This window comes from Apibacter sp. HY039 (assembly GCF_004023655.1).
In the GTDB taxonomy this organism is placed as follows: Bacteria; Bacteroidota; Bacteroidia; order Flavobacteriales; family Weeksellaceae; genus Apibacter; species Apibacter raozihei.
Map to the genome: position 1 here is coordinate 524,670 of NZ_SAYM01000002.1, position 20,872 is coordinate 545,541.

General features: G+C 30.9%; 22 protein-coding genes. 3 read left to right on the plus strand and 19 right to left on the minus strand.

Annotated elements, in window-relative coordinates:
• The first annotated feature begins 19 nt into the window (after positions 1 to 19).
• Positions 20 to 1,090 (plus strand): hypothetical protein, encoded by a 1,071-nt coding sequence (locus EQ921_RS06400; RefSeq protein ID WP_128331016.1) that lies wholly within the window; start codon positions 20 to 22, stop codon positions 1,088 to 1,090.
• Positions 1,091 to 1,122: 32 nt separating this feature from the next.
• Entirely contained in the window at positions 1,123 to 2,094 is a 972-nt protein-coding gene (locus EQ921_RS06405) for a deoxyhypusine synthase family protein (RefSeq protein ID WP_128148740.1), read from the plus strand.
• 35 nt (positions 2,095 to 2,129) lie between these two features.
• Here EQ921_RS06405 and EQ921_RS06410 read toward each other — a convergent pair whose 3' ends face one another.
• From EQ921_RS06410 to EQ921_RS06450, 9 genes are all read right to left on the minus strand, one after another.
• Positions 2,130 to 3,767 (minus strand): hypothetical protein, encoded by a 1,638-nt coding sequence (locus tag EQ921_RS06410; protein WP_128331017.1) that lies wholly within the window; start codon positions 3,765 to 3,767, stop codon positions 2,130 to 2,132.
• Between the two features lie 54 nt (positions 3,768 to 3,821).
• A complete protein-coding gene (locus EQ921_RS06415; protein ID WP_128331018.1) occupies positions 3,822 to 5,342 on the minus strand; it encodes an NAD(P)/FAD-dependent oxidoreductase in 1,521 nt (506 codons plus the stop codon).
• Positions 5,326 to 8,994: an MMPL family transporter gene (locus EQ921_RS06420; RefSeq protein WP_128331019.1), complete on the minus strand. Its 3,669-nt coding sequence runs from the start codon at positions 8,992 to 8,994 to the stop codon at positions 5,326 to 5,328. Before EQ921_RS06420 ends, EQ921_RS06415 begins: the two co-directional genes overlap by 17 nt.
• A 63-nt stretch (positions 8,995 to 9,057) precedes the next feature.
• The gene (locus tag EQ921_RS06425) at positions 9,058 to 10,245 is read right to left on the minus strand and encodes a DUF2062 domain-containing protein (protein ID WP_128331020.1); all 1,188 of its coding nucleotides are present in this window, start codon (positions 10,243 to 10,245) and stop codon (positions 9,058 to 9,060) included.
• Positions 10,246 to 10,263: 18 nt separating this feature from the next.
• The gene (locus EQ921_RS06430) at positions 10,264 to 10,713 is read right to left on the minus strand and encodes a hypothetical protein (protein ID WP_128148750.1); all 450 of its coding nucleotides are present in this window, start codon (positions 10,711 to 10,713) and stop codon (positions 10,264 to 10,266) included.
• Positions 10,710 to 11,120 (minus strand): 3-hydroxyacyl-ACP dehydratase, encoded by a 411-nt coding sequence (locus tag EQ921_RS06435; protein WP_255424445.1) that lies wholly within the window; start codon positions 11,118 to 11,120, stop codon positions 10,710 to 10,712. The genes EQ921_RS06430 and EQ921_RS06435 overlap by 4 nt, the downstream gene beginning before the upstream one ends.
• Before the next feature lie 44 nt (positions 11,121 to 11,164).
• The gene (locus EQ921_RS06440) at positions 11,165 to 11,779 is read right to left on the minus strand and encodes a hypothetical protein (protein WP_128331021.1); all 615 of its coding nucleotides are present in this window, start codon (positions 11,777 to 11,779) and stop codon (positions 11,165 to 11,167) included.
• Positions 11,760 to 12,392 (minus strand): outer membrane lipoprotein carrier protein LolA, encoded by a 633-nt coding sequence (locus tag EQ921_RS06445; protein ID WP_128331022.1) that lies wholly within the window; start codon positions 12,390 to 12,392, stop codon positions 11,760 to 11,762. The genes EQ921_RS06440 and EQ921_RS06445 overlap by 20 nt, the downstream gene beginning before the upstream one ends.
• 55 nt (positions 12,393 to 12,447) lie before the next feature.
• A complete protein-coding gene (locus EQ921_RS06450; protein WP_128331023.1) occupies positions 12,448 to 12,816 on the minus strand; it encodes a helix-turn-helix domain-containing protein in 369 nt (122 codons plus the stop codon).
• Between the two features lie 99 nt (positions 12,817 to 12,915).
• Between EQ921_RS06450 and EQ921_RS06455 the strand changes: the two genes are divergently transcribed.
• Positions 12,916 to 13,557, plus strand: coding sequence for a peroxiredoxin-like family protein (locus tag EQ921_RS06455; protein ID WP_128331024.1), 642 nt, complete (start codon positions 12,916 to 12,918; stop codon positions 13,555 to 13,557).
• Positions 13,558 to 13,564: 7 nt separating this feature from the next.
• Here the strand turns inward: EQ921_RS06455 and EQ921_RS06460 are convergent, their stop codons facing one another.
• The 10 genes from EQ921_RS06460 to EQ921_RS06505 all read right to left on the minus strand — a co-directional run bounded on the left by EQ921_RS06460 (position 13,565) and on the right by EQ921_RS06505 (position 20,865).
• Positions 13,565 to 14,320 carry a polysaccharide deacetylase family protein gene (locus EQ921_RS06460; RefSeq protein ID WP_128331025.1) on the minus strand — a complete coding sequence of 252 codons (756 nt, stop codon included), beginning with the start codon at positions 14,318 to 14,320 and terminating at the stop codon, positions 13,565 to 13,567.
• The gene (locus tag EQ921_RS06465; RefSeq protein WP_128331026.1) at positions 14,317 to 15,375 is read right to left on the minus strand and encodes a beta-ketoacyl synthase N-terminal-like domain-containing protein; all 1,059 of its coding nucleotides are present in this window, start codon (positions 15,373 to 15,375) and stop codon (positions 14,317 to 14,319) included. Before EQ921_RS06465 ends, EQ921_RS06460 begins: the two co-directional genes overlap by 4 nt.
• 157 nt (positions 15,376 to 15,532) lie before the next feature.
• Entirely contained in the window at positions 15,533 to 15,787 is a 255-nt protein-coding gene (locus tag EQ921_RS06470) for a hypothetical protein (RefSeq protein WP_128331027.1), read from the minus strand.
• Between the two features lie 256 nt (positions 15,788 to 16,043).
• A complete protein-coding gene (locus EQ921_RS06475) occupies positions 16,044 to 16,298 on the minus strand; it encodes a hypothetical protein (protein WP_128148766.1) in 255 nt (84 codons plus the stop codon).
• A gap of 334 nt (positions 16,299 to 16,632) precedes the next feature.
• Positions 16,633 to 16,887, minus strand: coding sequence for a hypothetical protein (locus EQ921_RS06480; RefSeq protein WP_128148768.1), 255 nt, complete (start codon positions 16,885 to 16,887; stop codon positions 16,633 to 16,635).
• A 219-nt stretch (positions 16,888 to 17,106) separates the two neighbouring features.
• Positions 17,107 to 18,315, minus strand: coding sequence for a beta-ketoacyl synthase (locus EQ921_RS06485; protein WP_128331028.1), 1,209 nt, complete (start codon positions 18,313 to 18,315; stop codon positions 17,107 to 17,109).
• Complete coding sequence (locus EQ921_RS06490; RefSeq protein ID WP_370449501.1) at positions 18,316 to 18,570, minus strand: phosphopantetheine-binding protein; 255 nt, start codon at positions 18,568 to 18,570, stop codon at positions 18,316 to 18,318.
• On the minus strand, positions 18,567 to 19,184 hold the full coding sequence (locus EQ921_RS06495; protein ID WP_128331030.1) for a hypothetical protein: 618 nt from the start codon (positions 19,182 to 19,184) through the stop codon (positions 18,567 to 18,569). Before EQ921_RS06495 ends, EQ921_RS06490 begins: the two co-directional genes overlap by 4 nt.
• A 7-nt stretch (positions 19,185 to 19,191) precedes the next feature.
• Positions 19,192 to 20,325, minus strand: coding sequence for a beta-ketoacyl synthase N-terminal-like domain-containing protein (locus EQ921_RS06500; RefSeq protein ID WP_128331031.1), 1,134 nt, complete (start codon positions 20,323 to 20,325; stop codon positions 19,192 to 19,194).
• A 123-nt stretch (positions 20,326 to 20,448) separates the two neighbouring features.
• The gene (locus tag EQ921_RS06505) at positions 20,449 to 20,865 is read right to left on the minus strand and encodes a thioesterase family protein (protein ID WP_128331032.1); all 417 of its coding nucleotides are present in this window, start codon (positions 20,863 to 20,865) and stop codon (positions 20,449 to 20,451) included.
• Positions 20,866 to 20,872: the final 7 nt, after the last annotated feature.

Here is a 20,872-nt window from a genome sequence, read left to right on the forward strand (position 1 = left end):
CTAAGAAAACTAAAAAAACATGCAGGACAACATGCTGAATCACCCGGGATTAATTACAATTTTCGCGGTTTCAATTATTATTATGCTACTCTTGGATTTGGGAGTCCTAAACAAAAAATCACATACTATTACTAATAAAGAAGCTGCAATTTGGTCTATTGTATGGATTTCGTTGGCAATGATTTTCAGCGGTGTAGTTTATTATGTCTTTAAAGAGGCAGATGGACATAAATTTGCGTTGGAAAAATTTTCACAATTTCAATCTGCCTATTGGATTGAAAAAGCTTTATCTGTAGACAATCTTTTTGTGTTTATCATGGTATTCGGCTTTTTCAAAATACCTAAACAATATCAGCATAAAATTTTATTCTGGGGTATTCTGGGTGCTCTCTTGTTTAGAGCTATATTCATTTTCCTTGGAGTAGAAATGATTAATCGTACCTATGTACCTCCTTTTTCAATCGGAAATCTTCATTTTGTTTTAGATAGTAAAAGTGCTGAACATGCGGATTTTGAAGGACTTCGCTTTTTCAGACCTAACGTTATATTAACCCTATTTGGAGTTTTCCTTATCTATGCTGGTATTCATTCATGGACTGCTAAAGATGAGGAGGAGGAAGCAGAAAAGAAAGATTTAAATGAAAGTTTCGGAGCTAAGTTTGTACGAAGATTTTTTAAAGTTTCTAAGGAAATGGACGGTGGTAAGTTTTTTACTATTAAAAATGGAATACGTATGGCTACCCCTCTTTTTACAGCTTTAGTCATTATAGAATTTACAGATTTAATATTTGCTGTCGATTCTATTCCTGCTATTTTTGCTATTGCTCCCAATGATCCGTTTATCTTATACACCTCTAATATATTTGCTATACTTGGACTGCGTTCCCTGTATTTTTTACTTGCAAATTTTATGTATATGTTCAGTAAACTTAAATATGGCCTTGCTATCATTTTGAGTTTTATAGGAATAAAAATGCTGATGGCTCCTATTATACATATACCTTCTTTAGTCTCTCTGGGAATTGTTGCTGGTGTACTGATTCTATCTGTAATAGCATCTTTAGCCTTTCCTGAAAAGAAAAATGCATAAATTAATTAATAATAAACAATCAACACTTAGATATGAGCAAACCAATTTCCGAATTTATTGAAAAATATTATTTACATTTTAATTCTGCTGCTTTAGTAGATGCAGCCAAAGGATATGTTGCACATCTTAAAGATGGTGGTAAAATGATGATCACCATGGGAGGTGCTATGAGTACTGCAGAATTAGGAAAAATTCTGGCAGAAATGATCAGACAGGATAAAGTAGCAATTATATCATGTACTGGGGCAAATCTTGAGGAAGACATAATGAACCTTGTTGCCCATTCTCATTATAAAAGAATTCCTAATTACAGAGATCTTACTCCTGAGCAGGAATGGGATTTACTTGAAAATCACCTGAATCGTGTTACGGATACCTGTATACCTGAAGAAGAAGCTTTTAGAAGATTACAACAACATATTGAAAAAATATGGAAAGATGCTGATGCTAAAGGAGAAAGATATTTTCCTCATGAGTATATGTATCAGATGCTACTATCCGGAGTTTTAGAGCAATATTACGAAATTGATCCTAAAAACAGCTGGATGTTAGCAGCAGCTGAAAAAAACTTACCTATTGTTGTTCCCGGCTGGGAAGACAGCACAATGGGAAATATTTTTGCTGCTTATGTAATTAAAGGTGAAGTGAAAGCATCAACCATGAAATCCGGAATTGAATATATGGCATATTTAACTGAATGGTACAGAAACAATTCATCCGGTAAAGGAGTAGGATTTTTCCAGATTGCAGGAGGTATTTCCGGAGATTTCCCTATATGCGTTGTGCCTATGATGTATCAGGATTTAGAATGGGAAGATGTTCCTTTCTGGAGCTATTTTTGTCAAATTTCTGATTCTACCACCAGTTACGGCTCTTATTCAGGAGCTGTTCCTAATGAAAAAATTACTTGGGGAAAATTAGCCATTGATACACCTAAATTTATCATTGAAAGTGATGCGACCATTGTAGCTCCACTTGTTTTCGCTTATGTTTTAGGAATGTAAAAATTTAAACATTTATAAAAAAAACGGCTCAAATTTTATTTTGAGCCATTTTTATAGTTATTAAGGATTGATAATAACTCAATTTTTTCTGTTTCAGACAACGGCTTACTATATATTCCACGTGAAATATCCGTTGAATCTATTTGTTGGGGAAATATACCCAGATTTAAGTAATAATTCAGTTTATGAAGAGTAAAAGCCGGCGCTGGAGTATCAAAGTTTAGCGAATAATCGGTAGACACATTAATGTCTAAGTTACCTATCTTTTTTCTTTCATATTTATTTAGTATAAATTTACCTGGTTTCCATAGATTTTCTTTTCTAAACCCGATTATTTTAAAACTTGGATTTAAATTTTGAATGACTGAAAAACTAAAAGTAACCATAAAAATTAATGCAGATGCATACACCAAACCCAAAGCAACTTTCCGATTAAAATTAATAGAGGTGATTAAGACAAATAGCAAAATAAAAACTCCATCTAACATAAATCTGTATTGTCCTGAAAAATTAAATATTAGAATAATTTTTGTAATAATTAAAATTCCGAGTGCTATTTCTGACTTTTTCCGTACTTTAAACATATAAAGAACATAAGCTATAATAACCAGGACAATAAGAATATGAATAACTGAACTAAAGTGCTTCAATACAAACCAATAATACAGTTTTTGATACAGTGTGAATGACTGGATTTCCTCTAAAGTAAATTTTGTGTGATACGTAAGTAAAGCTGCTATTTGATTGGAATAATCTAAAATTCTTGAATCCGGCATCCAAAAGGAAGATACTTTTAGTATCGTTACAGGAAAAAAGGGCAAAGAAGAAACGTATATATTTTTAACCAGATATAATGAAATTAAAAAAATAGGAATCAAAAAATACTTATAACTATACTTTCTGTTTTTTTGCATCAAATAGTTTATAAAAACCCAGGCCGGCAACCAAAAAGTTATTGGTTTTACAATAAAAAGAAAAGTAGATAAAACCAAAAAGAAAGGGTAATCCTGTGTACTTAATTTATTATATAACAACTCATTAGCGGTAATTAAACTAAATAAAAAAATCATTAAATCAGGAGATGGTGACTGTAAGAACATAAAGCTGATCGGAAGAAAAACCAAAAGCTTATAACTATCCCTTTCATACGCATACAATAAATAAATAAATGATACGAATATGTTTAATCTGCAAAAAGGATCAATGGTATCATCTAAACCTGCCTGTAATATATGAAAAAAAGAAACCTGACCAATACTCCAATCTATGTTGGCCATGCCCTTGATAATACCTAATTCATTTAACCAGTCAATTGTGGGAATATAATAACCAAAATGATCTAGTATAAATGGATATAAGCTTCCGATCATAAATAGTATTCCCAAAATTATAAAAAAATTAAATTTGAGTTTTAAGGCCTTTAATTTATGTACTACTTCTCTCCATTTGCTATAATAAGGAATTAATGAAATTAAAATCATTATTACTTCTAATTTTAAACCTAGCGGGACAAAAAAAGCTGATAGAGATAAAACGACGGCTAAGAATATAAGACCGGAAATAAGTGTTAAAGCAATACTCTCTGACTTAAATTTAAACAATATTAAACTCCACAATCCCCAGCCTAATACGGATATGAAAATAAGAATGAAGTAAATAATTTCTAACAGCATATTTAAGTTTTTGATTTATGAAACAAAAGTATTGATAATTAGTGTATATAAATTTCAATCAGAACTATTAATTTTATCCAATAAATAATCTTTGCCTATAAATTCACTACAGGTAAGAATACTACCTATAGCGACACCGTATATTCCATGAAGGCCTGTACTCTGCCCTGTTAAAAAAAGGTTTTTTAATTTTGTCTGAGGCAGTAAAAAAGATTGCATAGGATTGGATGCATCTTTAACAAACCCATACATTCCTCCTGAACTGGTTCCAATATAATCTCTGTAAGTTAAAGGAGTTGATGTATACGATCCTATAATTGAATCTTTTAATCCGGGAATCATCTGTTCTACCTCATCGAGCAATCTTTCAGCAAAGTTATTTTTAAACTTTTCATATTCTGGTCCTCTTTCTGACTTATTTGAAATAGTATTAAAAGAATTTTCCCATTGTTTCACCTCTTTAAAATGCATATAAGTCAGAATAGTCATTTCTTTTGCATAAGCTTCATTTTTTTCATCGGCACTAAATGATATCATATAACCTTCAGGCCAGCTATTTTCAGAATAATTTACTATTTCCCAGACTCTATCTTCATTTTTAAAATGATATTGGTTTGCATTTCTGTAAAGAATTGTCTCTGGCTTTAAAGTTAAAAATAAGCTAAAAGATGAGATGGTATCTTTATTTTCATTAATTCTTTTATAATATGATTTTTTAATAGAATCACCTTTAAATAAAGTTAAGAGTTGTCGGGCATCTATGCCGGATATGTAATTTTTAGAATAAATTTCCTTGTCATCACTAAGCTTAAGATACTCTACCTGAGTGTTTTTAATTACGATTTCTTCTACTTTTGTGTTTTTTATTAGTTTACCACCCAAATGACGTATATTTCTGGTCAATAGTTTAGCTATCTGACTTCCTCCCCTTCTACATCTCCAGGCACTATTCAAGTATGAATTAACTATTAATGCGTGAACATAAAAAGGTGTAGTATCTTTTTCACCTGCATATAAAAAATTAATGCCTGATAATACTGCTCTCAGTTTGGTATTTTGAGTAAGGGAATTGATTACCTCATCTGCTTTTTTTTCCATTAAAGATAAATTCTTATCCCAACAAAACTCTCTCTTTTCAAGATTATGCAATGGAAAGCAAAAGCAATAATATTCAATTAAATCTATATACTTTTCAAGAGCTTCTCTTTCTTCCGGAAAAAATTCAAGAAGATTTTTAACAAAATTATCCTTGCCTTGAGAATAGGGATATTGATTAGGATCTCCATCGAACGAAATAAAGTCAAAGGTTTCATCCATTTTCTTTAATTTCAATTCATTATAAATACCCAAATAAGAAAATATTTTATATAGATGCTCTCCTTTATCTAAACTTCCAATATAATGAACACCTGTATCAAATATTCGCTTATCTCTTGAAAAGGTCTGAAGATTGCCTCCGAACTGATTATTTTTTTCAATCACTACTACATTATAACCTTCCAGCAATAAAATGTTGGCACAGATTAATCCTCCTAACCCACTTCCTATAATAGCAAAATCATAATTTTTTTCCATCTTGCTTTCTTCTCATTATAAATATATCTTTTTCTTGAAGAACAATCTCAAAATTTTCCCAGCTATGATTTATTTCAGTACGTATTCCTATCAGCCATTCAACTGAATTAGGTATTCCCTTATCTAAAGGTATTCCCTTATCTGTAAAAATCAGAGTATTGTAAGATTCCCAATTATCCGGAATTTCATTGATGAAGTTAATCGGATACTTTTTTTGTGAATATGAATTTTCTATAATTTTCCTTTTTAATTCATCATCTTCTACTACTGATATTTTCCATGTTGGCGAACTATACAATAAGAGTAAGTCTAAAACGCACCAGCTATCAGTATAGTGAAAAGCTTTAACTTCATCAGGCAGATTTTCATAAATCTTTGTATAAAAATTTTTGTACCATTCATATTCTGTTTTAATAGCTTTCTTTATAGACGGCCCCTTATATAAATAGTTTAGAAAAAGCTTATTTCTAAAATAATCGGGTGATTCTAATGGAATTTTAAATTTTTTAAATTCACCTCTGAACCATTTCATAATATTTTTTGTTCTTTCTGAATAAGAATTTCCAAATGAACAATCCTTATACGATATTTTATCTAAATATCTGACCGTTATGGTGCCTGAATTTACCCATGTTTCTTTTTTGGGTAACCTGTCTGAATTTCCATGTATCATCACAGGCTGAATATCCATTTTTAATTTTTCTGCCAGATAAAACGCACCTTTGTGAAATCGACGAATTTTAGAATTATCAGAACGGGTTCCTTCAGGAAAAATAATTAAAGAATATCCCTGATGTATTTTTTCTTTTAAATCATTTAAATCTGTATCCAAATCTTTGCTTGTGGGAAAATATCCTGCGACACGGATAATTTTTCCAAAAAAACGTGAATTATAAATACGTTCATTAATCATAAATATTTGTCTGTAATCAAACATTCCCATAATGATGGTATCCAACTCAGAAGAATGGTTAGCTATGATAATAGTAGGCGTATCATACAATTTTTTTGAGAACCCCACAGATTTTACATTTACGCCAGGAAACATGAAAATTAACGTCCTGAAAATAGTTTTAAATATTTTAAATAAAAACGTATTTTTCTTTGTTTTTCTTTCCGGTAATAAGGGGGAAAATATAAAGGCTGCACTATTGAGCAGTAATGACATTAACAGGAAAAAGCCAAAGCCTAATATCCCTGTAACAAAATTTAATAATCTGAAAGGTGTATACCCTTTTTGTTGTGGTTTTAATAAAAGTACAGAAAATAGCCAGGGTTGTACAGTAAATGATATGAATACTACAACCAGTAACCCTATTAAGGGTATAATGGCAATGGATTTAATTGCCGGATGTTTGGCAAAGATAAGAACACCAAAGCAAAGTATGGTGGTTAATGCAGACATGATCACTCCTGATTTATACGTTTTCATTTGATTTTCACCGGTTGTATATTCTTCAAGTAAAGCCTGAGATATAAATATTGAGTAGTCTATACCTAAACCGAAAATTAAAGTGGTAATTATAATATTAAACGCATTGAACTGTATTCCAAAAATCCCCATAATGCCAAGAGTGACCATCCAGCCAATAAAGATGGGAATATTAGTAAGGAGCGTAATTTCAATACTTCTGAAATATATAAATACAGCGACAAAAACAACCAGAGTAGATATCCAGAACAAATCATTAAAATCTTGTTCCAGATTACCTAAAATATTCTCCTGTAAATTTTTTCTGTCTATAACTAAAACATTTTTATTAGTAGAAGATATTTCTTGAATTAACTTTTGGGAATTATCGTCTTTGATTTTAATCACTGTAGTTATCCCTGTTATTCCGGACTTGGAAGCAATAAAGTCATCTAAAAACAAATCTTTATACAACTGGTGGGACTCCTTAGACATTGGCTCATAATAAGTATCAAGAACATCATAAAAAGGCTGAAATGTTGTTTCTTTAAATCCTACTTTTTTTCCTTCGGAAATTAATAGTTGTTGTACTAATTTAATCTTGTCCGGGCTCCAGAAATTTTTCCAGTTTTGAATTCTTTCCTTTTGCTGCTCTTCAGATAGCAATAATCCGCCTATGGAGCTAAAGCTTAGAATTTCTTTTGAATCTTTTTTTTGTTTCAGTTGTTCATATAATTCATGATTTGTCTGCAAACTATTATCGTAGGTATTTCCATAAGAAACTACATAAATCGATTTTGAGGAGTAATCATTTAATTTATTTAAATTATCTTCTGCTAACTGCAAGTTTGCAGGCACATAATTTAGTGAGTTTAAATCATTATTGAATCCTACTTTATTAAAAGTAAAAAGACAAACTGTAATTACTAAAAAACAAGCCCCAAGCACATATTTATTTTGAGAAAAATCGTAAGCTGATAATCTATCAATAAATGTATTTTGTAATGTCTTTATTCTCTGCTGTGGTTTATATACCTGAGGTATAAATAGTAAGGCAAACAGAGCTGCTCCTAAAACACTAACAGCCGCAAATATTCCTAAGTCTTTTAATACATCCGAATGTAACAATAAAAGACATAAGAAGTCTACTGCTGTAAATATGGCACACATCAGTAAAGGGCTAACAATATCTTTAAAGAGTTTTTTAATATCTCCGCTACTTCTGTAGTGACTGAGAATATGAACAGAATAATCTAAGGTTATTCCTAATAAAACTGAACCTATGCCTATAGAAACTGCCGATATTGTCCCCTTCAGCAGATAAAGCACAGAAATTCCTAATAAACTACCAAATATTGCCGGAACAAATATGACTATGGGTATATATAGTTTTCTGTAAAAATAAACATAGAGAGTAAGCAGCAAAATTAAGGCTATGCCCATAGTCAACTGAATATCTTTTTTTATTTGTTGGGCATTGGCTACTGATACTGCCACAGCCCCGTAATATTCTGCTTTGGATTTATCCGTATATTTTTTGTTCAGTTTATTTACAATCTCATCCAGCAAATGAATAAATTCTGTATTTTTATCTGTTTCGCTTGCGGGCAACTTAGTAGTGATAAAAAGTAGCAGATTTTTCTTTTGTTTACTGATAACAAATCCGTCATCTAATTCAAAATTATCCACAACCTGAACTTGCTTTAATTTTTTGAGTCCCAGAAAAAGCATTCCGAGCGGATCCTTCCTTATCATCTGAGTAGTTACAAAACCACCGGGAGATAACAAGGAATGGTAACTTTCATTAATTTTGTTCTGAATAGGCTGCGTTGCTATTAATGAATCGAGATATTTGTAGTCTTGTTCATCCAAAAACAAAGGCAGATTTTCCTGAACAAAGTCCATCAACTCACCTATTTTATCTTCATTAATTCTAGTTTGTAATTTTTGAATATAATCCGCACAACTAATACGGGCTAATGAATCAAAATCTTTGGCGTAAGATTTTAAATCATCCGGATGATCACCTTCAATATTTATAATTAATTTATCTGAAAACCGTGCTGTTTCTAATACATTTTTTATTTCTTCCGATTTTCCATCAGCTGGTAGTAGTCTTGTAATATCTTCTTCAAACTTTATTTTACTAGCAAATAAGATCAAAAGTCCTGTTAAAAGTGCAGTAAGTGAATAAAACAGGCCCTTTCTTTTAGAAAAGAAATCGTACAGTAAATTAAACATTTTCAAAAAAATTAGTTTTGCAATATAATTTATATTAACGAATTGTACTAACCGTACACTTGTTTAGTTATGGGTCTGTATAAAATTTTTACTTTTTTTATTATCTAATATGAAATATGTAACAACTCCAGCTAAAAAAGAGCAGATAATACTAAAAATTATACTACCAACAATGTATTCTAAAATATGATTACCAGCAGTATTGGAATAAGAATCAAAATCATCCCATTTAAATTCCATTTCTTTATTTCCCAATAAAAAATTACCTGTTGCACATCCAGCATATACAATAAATGGAATTAAAGGTGGCAGGCTTATATTCGAAAAAGCAAAGGCAATAAACTTATTAAGCCGAAACATAACAGCTAAAAAAATAGCGGTCACTGCATGAAATCCCCAAAGTGGAGATAGACCTATCAAAATGCCTAAAGCTACCGAAAAAGATTTTTTTAAGGGAGTATCCTGACTATGTAACAAATCTTCAAAAAAAAAGCGTTTAAATCCTTTATTCTTAAATTTCCTCAAGTAATCTCTAGGCTTTATATAAAGCAATGATATTATTACTAATACCGTATTAAGTAAAGATATACGACTAAAATCCATATAGGGTCTGAAATGTGAGACTCTTTCCGTTTCGTCATACAAAACTTTTATGGGAATATTCTTCACTTTAATACCATTCCATGAAGCGCGTACAATTATTTCAATTTCAAACTCGTATTTTGAGGTATAGCATTTTATGCTTTTGAGCTTTTTAATGGGGTAAATTCTAAAACCGGACTGAGTATCGGATAATTTCACCCCTGTTTCAAACCAGTACCAGAAGTTTGAAATTTTATTACCTGAACTACTACATTTAGGCACTCCTTCCTGATCCATGTTTCTTGCGCCTATAAGAAGAGCTTCCCCGTTAGTAAGGATTTCGTTAACAAATGAAGGAATATCATCAGGATAATGCTGCCCGTCAGAATCAATTGTAAACGCAAAATCAAATCCCAGTTCAACTGCTTTGGAAAAACCACTTTTCAGAGCCTCGCCTTTTCCTTTATTAATCGTGTGTTCAATTATTTCTAATCCCTCATACGATTGAAGTATTTGAGTAGTTAAATCCGTAGAACCATCATTAACTATAATAATATCTTTTGTGTATTGAAGTGTTCCTTCAATGACTCTTGAAAGTGTATTACAATTATTGTAAGTAGGAATTACAACACATGCATTTATGCTGTGCAGACAGTTGTTGTGTTCCAAGGCATTTAGTTTTAAATTTTATTTTAAGGTTTCCAGCATTTTTTTAAGCTGAGCATCATTCACACTCGTGATTTTTTTCTTTATAAAATCCTTATCTTCATCAATATTTTGATTATAACCGGCAATTTTAGGTAGATTTTGCTGAATAGTCAAACGTACAAAACGGGCTTCTATATCATTAGGATGAGCTTTAATGTAAGATTCAATCCATGCTCTTCCATTTTTTATCTGTCCTTTTTTCTTTAGTAAAGGCTCATATCTTGCCAAAAGCATATACGCAGCTCCTTTGTAAGCCATTAAAACAGTACCGTTAGATTGTTGCACAGATTTTAGACTATTAAAAAATGCATCTGCTTTTTCTTCTGAATCTACAGCTGTTCTGTAAGACTCTCGAACTTCTGACACTGAAGGCTGAGCTGAAAGGAAAAGAGAAAATATTGAAAATAATGTTAATAAATACGTTTTCATAATTTTTTGTTATAGATTCCACTAAATTTTAAAGCAACAGTTTCTTCAAAATAAGTTACGCTTTTTAGTGAAATGTTATTATCTTCTTCCTTAATGTCAAAATCCATTCCAATTTTAGAATTTTCTTCCGGATTGATAATTGCCATAAATTTTATATTCTCAGCAGTTTGCAATTGTAAAGAGACGTTTAAGTAACCTTCTGTTACTTCTTTTATAATCTGCATCATGCATACACCCGGAGTTACAGGGTGCCCGGGAAAGTGTCCTTCAAAAATTTTGTGTTCTTTATTCAGACTTATACGTACTGTAAATTTATTTTTTTCAATTTCTGAAAAATGTTCAATTTCATAAAAATTTTCCAAAAGTGAATTCTTCAGCTCTATCATACGTTCAAAATATTTCGGCAAATGTAATTATTTTTCAATCATTTTTTCAATTGAGATTTACTATCCTAATTCTCAAGTACTTTTAAATTAATTTGTAACTTAACAGCATTATGCGTTATCTCAACATCCGGGAAATCTGACTTATTATAAACAAAATCCAGGCTTATTTTTGATTTTTTCTTTGATGCATAAACTGTTTTCTCTAAATTATCTGATTGTTTTGAAATATAATAGTATATGCTTTTATTTTCAAGCAATGATTCATATACAGTATATTCTTTATATTCATATTGATTTACAACGTTAGTGTTTTGATTTAGTAATAGTAAAAAATCGCGCTTCAATACGTTTAAGATTATTTTTCTATTAAGTTGTTCTATAGCATAATTTAGTTTTAGCTGTTCCTTAATTAATTCAAAATCGATAAGTTTAGCGCCTATTTCAGTAAGTACTGCTACCCGATAATGTTCTTCATTTATTTTTTTTATCGCTAAAATTCCACTGAGATCATGATCGTAAATATTAATATTTATTCTAAATACTTTTTCGATGTTTTTATCTGTTAAATAATTAGGCGTATATGTTTCAACGATTGTATTAACTTTTGTAAATGACTGATTATAAGAACTGCAAGAACCCATTACCAGTAAAAGTAAATAACTAAAAATTAAATTTCGCATCGGAAATAGTATTATTTTTTTTCTGATTACTAAATGTAATAATTGTATAATCTTCAGTAGGTTCTGTAACTTTAATTGTATTTACTAAATACGTATTTCCGCTAAGACCTATTTCCACCTGTTTTATATATTTTTTAATATTTTTATCTTTTGGAACCATAACTACTTGGTAGTGTTCTGAAACTTTATAATAATTTATTTGAAATTTACTTTCATCGAAAATGTTTTTACCTTGTATGGTTCCGGAAATTACCTTACTGAGCTCTTTTAGCATTTCACTTGATGACATATTCATTTCTTTTTTCTTGCCATTATCATTTATATGCATTTTGTTATTTTTCAAAATCATATAATAATTATAGGGTGAGGAATATTCCCATCGTACATTGCCTGACTTAAAATAAAGTTTCCCTGATGACTTTATGTCTTTTTCCATAAAATCCATATGCTTAACCTGAGAAAAATTAGATTCTAAAGAACTAATTTTTGATGAATAATTCTCGACATTGATTTTTAATGCTTTAATTTCCGAAGAGGTCAAAGCTTTTTTCTGCCCTAACATACACGTAGAAATTAATAAAAGAACCACTATTAGTTTGTTATGATTTCTCATGATATAACAATTAAATGAAGTTTAATTTATGCAAAAATATGTTTTTAAATTTGATTCAACTTAAAGCCTGAGAATTTTGAATTTTAATTATAGTTTTTTTCTCTATTAATAATTTCCCCCAATTGTTTAATTGCCAAAGAACTTTAACTAATTCTTCTCCCAGTTCTGTAAGCGTATATTCAACTCTTGGTGGTAATTCATTAAAGTTTTGTTTTTTTATGAGACCATCTTCCAACATTTCTTTTAACTGCTGATTTAGTACTCTTCTATCCACGTTCATAATACCTCTCAAAAATTCACTGGGTCTTTTTTTGCCTTCATTCATCTGCCATAAGATTGGGATTTTCCATTTTCCGCTTATTGTATTTACTGCAAATTCCAAAGGGCAAACTTTATTTTGTATAGCAGGTGTCTTTTTATTCATAATATTGACTTATAAATCCCTAAGGGATAAAAATATGCGTTATTGTGCATCATTTAATTTTTTTGAATTTTTGCATTCGTTAGCTAAAAACTCTTACGTATGTCAAAGTTAAAAAAACAATTAGAAAAATTAAATGCAGAACTGGTAAAACAGCTTCCTCAAGAAATTCAAAATGCATTTCAACGTTCAATTCTTGATTTGAAAGAAAAAAGTCTGGAGTGGAAATTCTTGAAAAAAGGAAAGAAAATTCCTTTTTTCAATTTAGATTCTACATTAGGCAAACCCATAAATTCTAACAAGATATTTAAAGAATATGACAAGCTTATACTGGTCTTTTTTAGAGGGAGCTGGTGTCCGTATTGTAATCTTGAATTAAAAGCATTAGATGAGCTTATTCCATTAATAAAAAATAAAAATTCATTGCTTTTGGGTATCTCTCCTCAAAATATAAATCAAAGTCTGGATATTCAAAAAAAACTTCAATTAAGTTTTGATATTTTAATTGATAAAGGAAATGTTTATGCAAGTCTGCTGGGTATTTCATTTTCTGTACAAGATTTTGTAATTCCCTATTACAACCAACTGGGTATTTACTTTTCAGATTATAATGAACAATCTTGTAATCTTCTCCCTATTCCCGCAGTTTTTATAATTAATAAAAATCATGAAATTATATATTCTTATGTAAATCCTGATTATACGGAAAGGATAAATCCTGAGGATATACTTCTAAATTTATAGAAGATGGCTAACCTTTTAAATCTGATGTTTCATTTATAGTCACAAATTGGTAACCCAGAGACAAAAAATAGGGAATAATTATTTCCAGAATAGGAATAGTTCGGGAGTGAGAATCATGAAGTAAAAGGATACTTCCATTTTTTGTCTTATTTTTTATTTTATCAGTGATTATTTTTATTGGCTGTGATAGGGTATCGTAAGGCCTGACCGACCATCCAACAACTGTAAGGTTCATTTTTTTTACAGCGTGAGCCAGATGAGGGGTTGTTATTCCGTAAGGAGGTCGAAAAATAGACTTTTTCTCTCCTGTAATTTTTGCAATTTCCTCCTGAGTTAGCCTTAATTCTTCTGTCCAGCCTGAGGATAGTTTAAAATCAATATATTGGGAATGAGTATAACTATGATTTGCTATGGCATGGCCATCTGCAACAATCGTTTTTGCAATTTCTGGATATAATTTTAAATTTTTGCCTACACAAAAAAAAGTGGCTTTGCAATTGTATTTTTTTAACAATTTTAAAACTCTTAAGGTAAAATCCGGATTAGGACCGTCATCAAAAGTTATTGCAATTTCTTTTTTACCATCTGTTTTAAGCTTATGAAATCCTTTGATAAAAAAATTAGTCTGAATACAGGTTATCCCTATTACAATCAGGCTAATTTCAATTACTAAAAAAAATGCTCCCCACAGAATAGGTATAATTTTTAACCAACAAGCCAAAAAAGTAAATAAAACCAGAGACAGAATTATTCCGAATTTCATTTTTCTAATAATAATAAACTATGATTTTTATTTTCTTTTTGATGATAGATTAAAATGGTCTTTACCTCATTGACATCTTTCTGATTTAACTTAATTATTTGCGGAATCTGTTGTTTTTTTAATATTTGAGCTGCCATCCAAAATGCAAAAGCAGATGAAGAATCATTTTCTCCAAAAACATGTTTATACCCCAACTGTAAATTGTTTTTAAACAAATTTTGCGCTACTTTATTATAACTATTTGTGTCCTCTTTATCTCCATTGTATCCTAACATAACTGCATCAATATCCTCTACTTCGCGTCCGTTTCTATTTAAAAAAACAGAAATAAATTCTGTTATGTTCACAGGATTGTAATTTTTTTCAACATCTATAATTTTTGCATAGGTTTTCTCGGTAGGTTTATCTGAAATAATTGAAAATGTTGCTCCTTCTGAATATATGGTCCCCCGGGTTTGAGATTTTAAAAGCCTGGATAGCTCCTGATCACTTTTTTTTAAAAATCCTGCTTTATCAAAAAACAAACTGAATTTATCTGCATTTTCATCAACACTTCCTACTAGAACTGATTGTTCTCCTCTTTCCGAAATATATAGACAAGCATCCAACAATGCAGAATCAAACGAAGTTGTTCCATCTGTATATGTCATATTATAATTCTTACAGCCTATAGATAGGGCTACTGCGGCGGCAGCCATATTATGAGTAGATTGAATAAAAGGTGTTGGATTTATAGATTGTTCATGATCTTCCAGCATAGATTCAATAAATTTTTCAGAATCCCGCTGGCATCCTAAACCCGTACCGGTTATAATAGCATCAGGGTTTTTAACCCCTGCTTCTTCCATAGCTTTATTAGCTGCATACGACGCCATTTTTATACTTTTTCCCATACGTCTTAATTGCATAGGTGGAATAATTTCTTTATAGTTGGGTTCTACAGCATTGATCACACTTGTATTGGAATAATCATTTATCGGCTCTAAGAAATATCCTTCCTGATATGTCGGCTGAATAGATATACAACCTAAACCATTTATATATATGGGAATCATAGCATTCTTTATGTTACAGACTATTTAAAGAACAAAAATACACAAATAAAAAAGATTTAAAACTTATTGAAGAAACTAAAGTCATTCGTTTATCTAAATAAAAAAGCATAAAAACCTATTCAGGCTTTTATGCTAAAAAAAAATATTATACTTTAGCTTACGAAGCTACTGTATGCATGCGCGGATACCAAACTGTACATAATATACCTTCACTAGCTACTCTAGGGTGTGCACAGTTATTTGTCTGGAATTTTGAACATTTCAGACAATCATCATCAGGATGAGCTACTGCTTTAAATTCAAAAGAGTTACATACCTGATTTTCTCCTACTCCAATCTCTTTTACTGAACATAATTGACCTTTCAACAAATGTTCACAATTTCCACAACAGTCTGCTAACTTTAAATCCATAATTTTAATTTTTTAACTAAAACAAAATTAGAGATAAAATCAATAAGATTAATTCTAAATAACTCAAAACCATTAATTTGTAATTAGAATAAATTTAAATAAAATTGGAAACTCTTTAATTTCATAAACATTATATACTATATAGAATAGTTATAAAACATTCTTTAATTTGCCTATAGCACTATACCAATTGAAAATAAAAAAGCATAAAAACCTATATAGGCTTTTATGCTCAAAAAAAATATTATACTTTAGCTTACGAAGCTACTGTATTCGCACGCGGATACCAAACTGTACATAATATCCCTTCACTTGCTTCTGTAGGGTGTGCACAGTTTTTAGTCTGGAATTTTGAACATTTCAGACAATCATCATCAGGATGAGCTACTGCTTTAAATTCAAAAGAGTTACATACCTGATTCTCTCCTACAGCAATCTCTTTCACTGAACATAATTGACCTTTCATCAAATGTTCACAATTTCCACAACAGTCTGCTAACTTTAAATCCATAATTTTAATTTTTTAACTGAGACAAAATTAGAGATAAAATCAATAAGATTAATTCTAAATAACTCAAAACCACTAATTTGTAATTAGAATAAATTTAAATAAAGAAAGCTTTTTTATAGAAACTTCTAAAAATAAGATAAATACTGAAAATTTAACTTTTTACTTTAAATTGAGTTGATGCTCAATATATAATCTGACACATGTAAGATTATTAAAAATAAAAACATTGATAACTCTACAGATAAGCTTCCTTAAATTATAGCGTTTTTTTAAAAACAAAAAGCACAAAAGCCAATATTGGCTTTTGTGCTCAAAAAAAATATTATACTTTAGCTTATGAAGCTACTGTATGCATGCGTGGATACCAAACTGTACACAAGATACCTTCACTGGCTTCTTTTGGGTGTGCACAATTGTTTGTCTGGAATTTTGAACATTTCAGACAATCATCATCAGGATGAGCTACTGCTTTAAATTCAAAAGAGTTACATACCTGATTTTCTCCTACTCCAATCTCTTTAACTGAACATAACTGACCTTTCATCAAATGTTCACAATTTCCACAACAGTTTGCTAACTTTAAATCCATAATTTTAATTTTTTAACTGAGACAAAATTAGAGATAAAATCAATAAGATTAATTCTAAATAACTCAAAACCACTAATTTGTAATTAGAATAAATTTAAATAAAGAAAGCTTTTTTATAGAAACTTCTAAAAATAAGATAAATACGAAAATATCTAAATATTTAAGTTAAATTATTGACTTTACAATTACAATAGATGTATTAAAACTAGATTTGTACGCTTAATGTCCTGAAATTAACAATGAAGTACAATTTCCACCAAATCCTAATGAATTTGATAAAATATGTTGAAGTTTTGCAGACTGTAGCTTCAAACATGGAATAATATCCAATTCTTTTATTTTATTTTCAAAATTCAGATTGGGATATATAATCTGATTTTGTAAAGCTAAAACAGAAAAAACAGCTTCTATAGCTCCAGCAGCAGCTAATGTATGTCCGGTGAATGCTTTAGTAGAACTAAAAGGAGGTACTTTTTCTTTTCCTCCGAATATTCTGAGTATGGCTTTCCCTTCCGTTAAATCATTATTAGGAGTAGCTGTTCCATGAACATTAATATAATCAACCTGCTCACTTTTTAGCCCTGAAGTCTCCAAAGCTTTATTCATGGCTAAGAAAGCTCCTTCACCGTCCTCAGATGATGCAGTTTGATGAAATGCATCATTAGCATTTCCGTACCCTGAAATATATGCCAAGGGAACATTTCCTGTTTTTTTTAGTGAAAATTCAGATTCTAATACCAGATAAGCTGCCGCCTCACCTAAATTCAAACCTTTTCTGTTTTCATCAAAAGGTTTGCAAAGTTCATCCGAAAAAATCATTAATGAATTGAATCCGTTAAGGGTAAATTTTGAAAGAGCATCAGCTCCACCAACGATTACCCTGTCCAATTTACCTGAAGCCAACATACGGGCTCCGAGCATTATAGCATTGGCTGCGGATGAACAAGCAGTACTTAGAGTAGTGATAAATCCTGTAATCCCTAAATAATCCGCCAGTTGTTCTGTATGATATCCACAATGATGAGTAGGAATATATTTGAGGTGCTCATCAGATATTAAATATTCATTATAATATTTTTCAGAAGCGTCCATACCTCCTACTGTGGTAGCTGATATGAGTCCGGTCGATATTTGATCAGCAGAATTAATGTTAGCAGATTTGCAAGCTTCCTGAGCGGCCATTAACGCTAATAGCGAAGTACGGGTAAAGGGTTTCTCGGGTTGTAATCCTAAAAGCGAGTACAACTGTTCGTTAGTATATTTAACCTCTCCTGCCAATAATTTACCTTGATAATAAGTTTCAAGAAATTGTATGTCTCCGATTCCAGATTTCTCATTTATCAGAGCATTGTAATTCTCCTGAACATTATTTCCTATGGCTGAAATAATACCGGCTCCTGTAATTGCTATTTTTTTAATCGGCTGCATTTATTTTGTCCTGTGCTCTTCGATATAATCAGACATGGTTTGAATAGTATGAAATATCTTACGCCCAGCTTTAGGATCAGCTAATTTAATTCCATACGTTTTATCTAGTAATACAATAAGTTCAAGAGCATCTATAGAGTCTAATCCTAATCCGTCCCCGAACAGAGGTGTATCATCCTGGATATCTTCGGGAGTTATGTCTTCAAGATTTAATTGAGTGATAATTTTATTTTTTAATTCTTCTTTAAGTATCATAATTTCTGTTTATATAATTCTAAAATTTGCTCTTTACTATGTAAATATTTTCCTTTTTTTTCCACCAGATATAAAAAAATATCAAAACTTTCTTCTGTAACTTCAACCCAGCCGCTCAGTATTTTTTCAGCTTTACCAGAGGCTAGTATTTGTTCATTATATTTTGTTAAAAAACCGGCATTAAAGGAGTCAAAGATATAAAAAATATTTTCACTGTGAAGTTTATGCCTTATGCTAATTTCTCCCATAAGAATATTAGGCAAAGTATATACAAAAACAGAGGGGCTTGCAAGCGCATCCTCTTCTCTGTAAATCATTTGTGCATGTTTGGAGTCTGAAACTCCACTGGATGAGAAATTTGAAATGATTAGAGGAACATTTTGGCCTGTAATGGGTTGTTTTTCTACAATAAATTCCGTTGCTAAAAACGAACCTTTACAAAGTAGATCCATTTTATGAAATTTAGGATATTCTAAGGATTGATAACGATACAATTCTTTAAAAAAATCTGATGTTGAAACAGATTTCTCTACACTAAAACGTATTTCACTATCACATATAACTTTATTATTCCTAATCAGGCAATAGGTACTTATTCGATGTGTATTTTCCATTTCAATACTAGGAATTATATTTTGTAAATAAAGTTGCTATATTACTTCCACCAAAGCCTGAAGCTGTTTTCAGAAAGGATTTTATATTTGATTCTGAATTCTCTTTGATAATATTAAGAGCCTGAGAAGTTCCTTGCTGGAAATAACCCATTGATTTAATAAGCATTTGATTATGTAAAGAATGGATGCTTAAAATGGTTTCCAGTATTCCGCTAGCCCCCAATGTATGCCCATAGTATCCTTTAAAACTATTTACCGGTATATCTAAAAGGTTTGCTCTTCCAAAAGCTATTGATTCCATTTCATCATTATACAGGGTTGCTGTTCCATGAGCCGAGATAAATCCAGGATCTGGATTTTCAGAATCTTTAAAAGCCTGTTCGATACTTCTGTATAATCCTTCTCCCGTTCTTGAGGGACCCGATATATGATTGGCATCGTTAAAAGATCCTACTCCCTCAATTAAAAAAGCTCCTTCTTTCGGCTTTTTGCTTAAATATACAGAAGCTACTGCTTCCCCTAAGGTTACGCCGGAACGATCACTATCAAAAGGTCGGCAAGGTTCTGGACTCACTGCCTGGAATGAAGAAAATCCGGAAAATATAAACTTGGAAATTTCATCAGCTCCTATCACAATAGCTCTTTCATACTGAGGACTCTGAAGTAAATCTCTGGCTACTGAAATTGCCAACGAGCCTGATATGCAGGCATTGGAAATAATAACTACGGAATTCCGATGCTTAAAATAATCTTGAATCACCTGACCCATAACTGATAAATACACTCTCTCTCCCGGAAATTGAGTATTCCTTCCCTGTAATGAAATATTACCTTTGGTGCTGGAAAGAATCAGTAAGGTTTTGTCATCTAAAGGTATTGAATTGCTTTCGATAAGTGTCTGAATGGAATATATAATTAGATTTTCCAGTCTTGTAAATTTATCTGAATTTTTAATCCCTTTTTTTATTTCAGACACTGTTTCTTCGTCTATCAAAGAGGAATAAAAAGAAGTCTCATGAATATCCGGACTGTGATGCAATTGAATTCCGGATTCGTTGTGCATAATCCTTGAGAAATTTTCCAGGGATGTATTCCCCAACGGGGATATTATGTGATCTCCTGTAATAAAAACGTCTTCCATAAAAATATTTCTATCAGCAAATTTACAATTATTGTTTATGATATATTTAAATACGATTCCAGATATCAGAAAGGTTTTTGTGGTTTATGTACATACAGATAATTGAATCTGACTTTCCGGTTTTCAACTATTCTCCAAATTATAATTCTTTTTCCAATTTTCAAAGAATATCGGATTATTTAGTTGCAGTTCCCCTTGAAGATCTGTAAATACCTGAATGGTCTTACCTGTTGCAATCAGTCCTCTGTCAGGATGTGAAATTATATATTCAAATATTATTTTTGCAGCAGATGTATTTACAAAACGTGTTTCTATATTTACTGTATCTCCGTATTTTAAAGATTGTTTATAATCGCACTGACAATGAACTACAGGTATAATCACCCCGTTTTTTTTGACATCCATATAGGTTATGCCATATTTTTTACCGAAAGATTCTCTTCCTATTTCAAAATAAGTAACATAATGTCCGTGCCATACAATGCCTAAAGAATCAACTTCGTTAAATCGTATGGTAAAATTTGTAATATCTTTTAGCATAAACTTT

Bases quoted from the DNA above. Each gene is read 5' to 3' on its own strand.
- EQ921_RS06400 (WP_128331016.1), top strand. From the start codon at position 20: ATGCAGGACAACATGCTGAATCACCCGGGATTAATTACAATTTTCGCG.
- EQ921_RS06405 (WP_128148740.1), top strand. From the start codon at position 1,123: ATGAGCAAACCAATTTCCGAATTTATTGAAAAATATTATTTACATTTT.
- EQ921_RS06410 (WP_128331017.1), bottom strand. From the start codon at position 3,767: ATGCTGTTAGAAATTATTTACTTCATTCTTATTTTCATATCCGTATTA.
- EQ921_RS06415 (WP_128331018.1), bottom strand. From the start codon at position 5,342: ATGGAAAAAAATTATGATTTTGCTATTATAGGAAGTGGGTTAGGAGGA.
- EQ921_RS06420 (WP_128331019.1), bottom strand. From the start codon at position 8,994: ATGTTTAATTTACTGTACGATTTCTTTTCTAAAAGAAAGGGCCTGTTT.
- EQ921_RS06430 (WP_128148750.1), bottom strand. From the start codon at position 10,713: ATGAAAACGTATTTATTAACATTATTTTCAATATTTTCTCTTTTCCTT.
- EQ921_RS06440 (WP_128331021.1), bottom strand. From the start codon at position 11,779: ATGCGAAATTTAATTTTTAGTTATTTACTTTTACTGGTAATGGGTTCT.
- EQ921_RS06445 (WP_128331022.1), bottom strand. From the start codon at position 12,392: ATGAGAAATCATAACAAACTAATAGTGGTTCTTTTATTAATTTCTACG.
- EQ921_RS06450 (WP_128331023.1), bottom strand. From the start codon at position 12,816: ATGAATAAAAAGACACCTGCTATACAAAATAAAGTTTGCCCTTTGGAA.
- EQ921_RS06455 (WP_128331024.1), top strand. From the start codon at position 12,916: ATGTCAAAGTTAAAAAAACAATTAGAAAAATTAAATGCAGAACTGGTA.
- EQ921_RS06460 (WP_128331025.1), bottom strand. From the start codon at position 14,320: ATGAAATTCGGAATAATTCTGTCTCTGGTTTTATTTACTTTTTTGGCT.
- EQ921_RS06465 (WP_128331026.1), bottom strand. From the start codon at position 15,375: ATGATTCCCATATATATAAATGGTTTAGGTTGTATATCTATTCAGCCG.
- EQ921_RS06470 (WP_128331027.1), bottom strand. From the start codon at position 15,787: ATGGATTTAAAGTTAGCAGACTGTTGTGGAAATTGTGAACATTTGTTG.
- EQ921_RS06475 (WP_128148766.1), bottom strand. From the start codon at position 16,298: ATGGATTTAAAGTTAGCAGACTGTTGTGGAAATTGTGAACATTTGATG.
- EQ921_RS06480 (WP_128148768.1), bottom strand. From the start codon at position 16,887: ATGGATTTAAAGTTAGCAAACTGTTGTGGAAATTGTGAACATTTGATG.
- EQ921_RS06485 (WP_128331028.1), bottom strand. From the start codon at position 18,315: ATGCAGCCGATTAAAAAAATAGCAATTACAGGAGCCGGTATTATTTCA.
- EQ921_RS06490 (WP_370449501.1), bottom strand. From the start codon at position 18,570: ATGATACTTAAAGAAGAATTAAAAAATAAAATTATCACTCAATTAAAT.
- EQ921_RS06495 (WP_128331030.1), bottom strand. From the start codon at position 19,184: ATGGAAAATACACATCGAATAAGTACCTATTGCCTGATTAGGAATAAT.
- EQ921_RS06500 (WP_128331031.1), bottom strand. From the start codon at position 20,325: ATGGAAGACGTTTTTATTACAGGAGATCACATAATATCCCCGTTGGGG.
- EQ921_RS06505 (WP_128331032.1), bottom strand. From the start codon at position 20,865: ATGCTAAAAGATATTACAAATTTTACCATACGATTTAACGAAGTTGAT.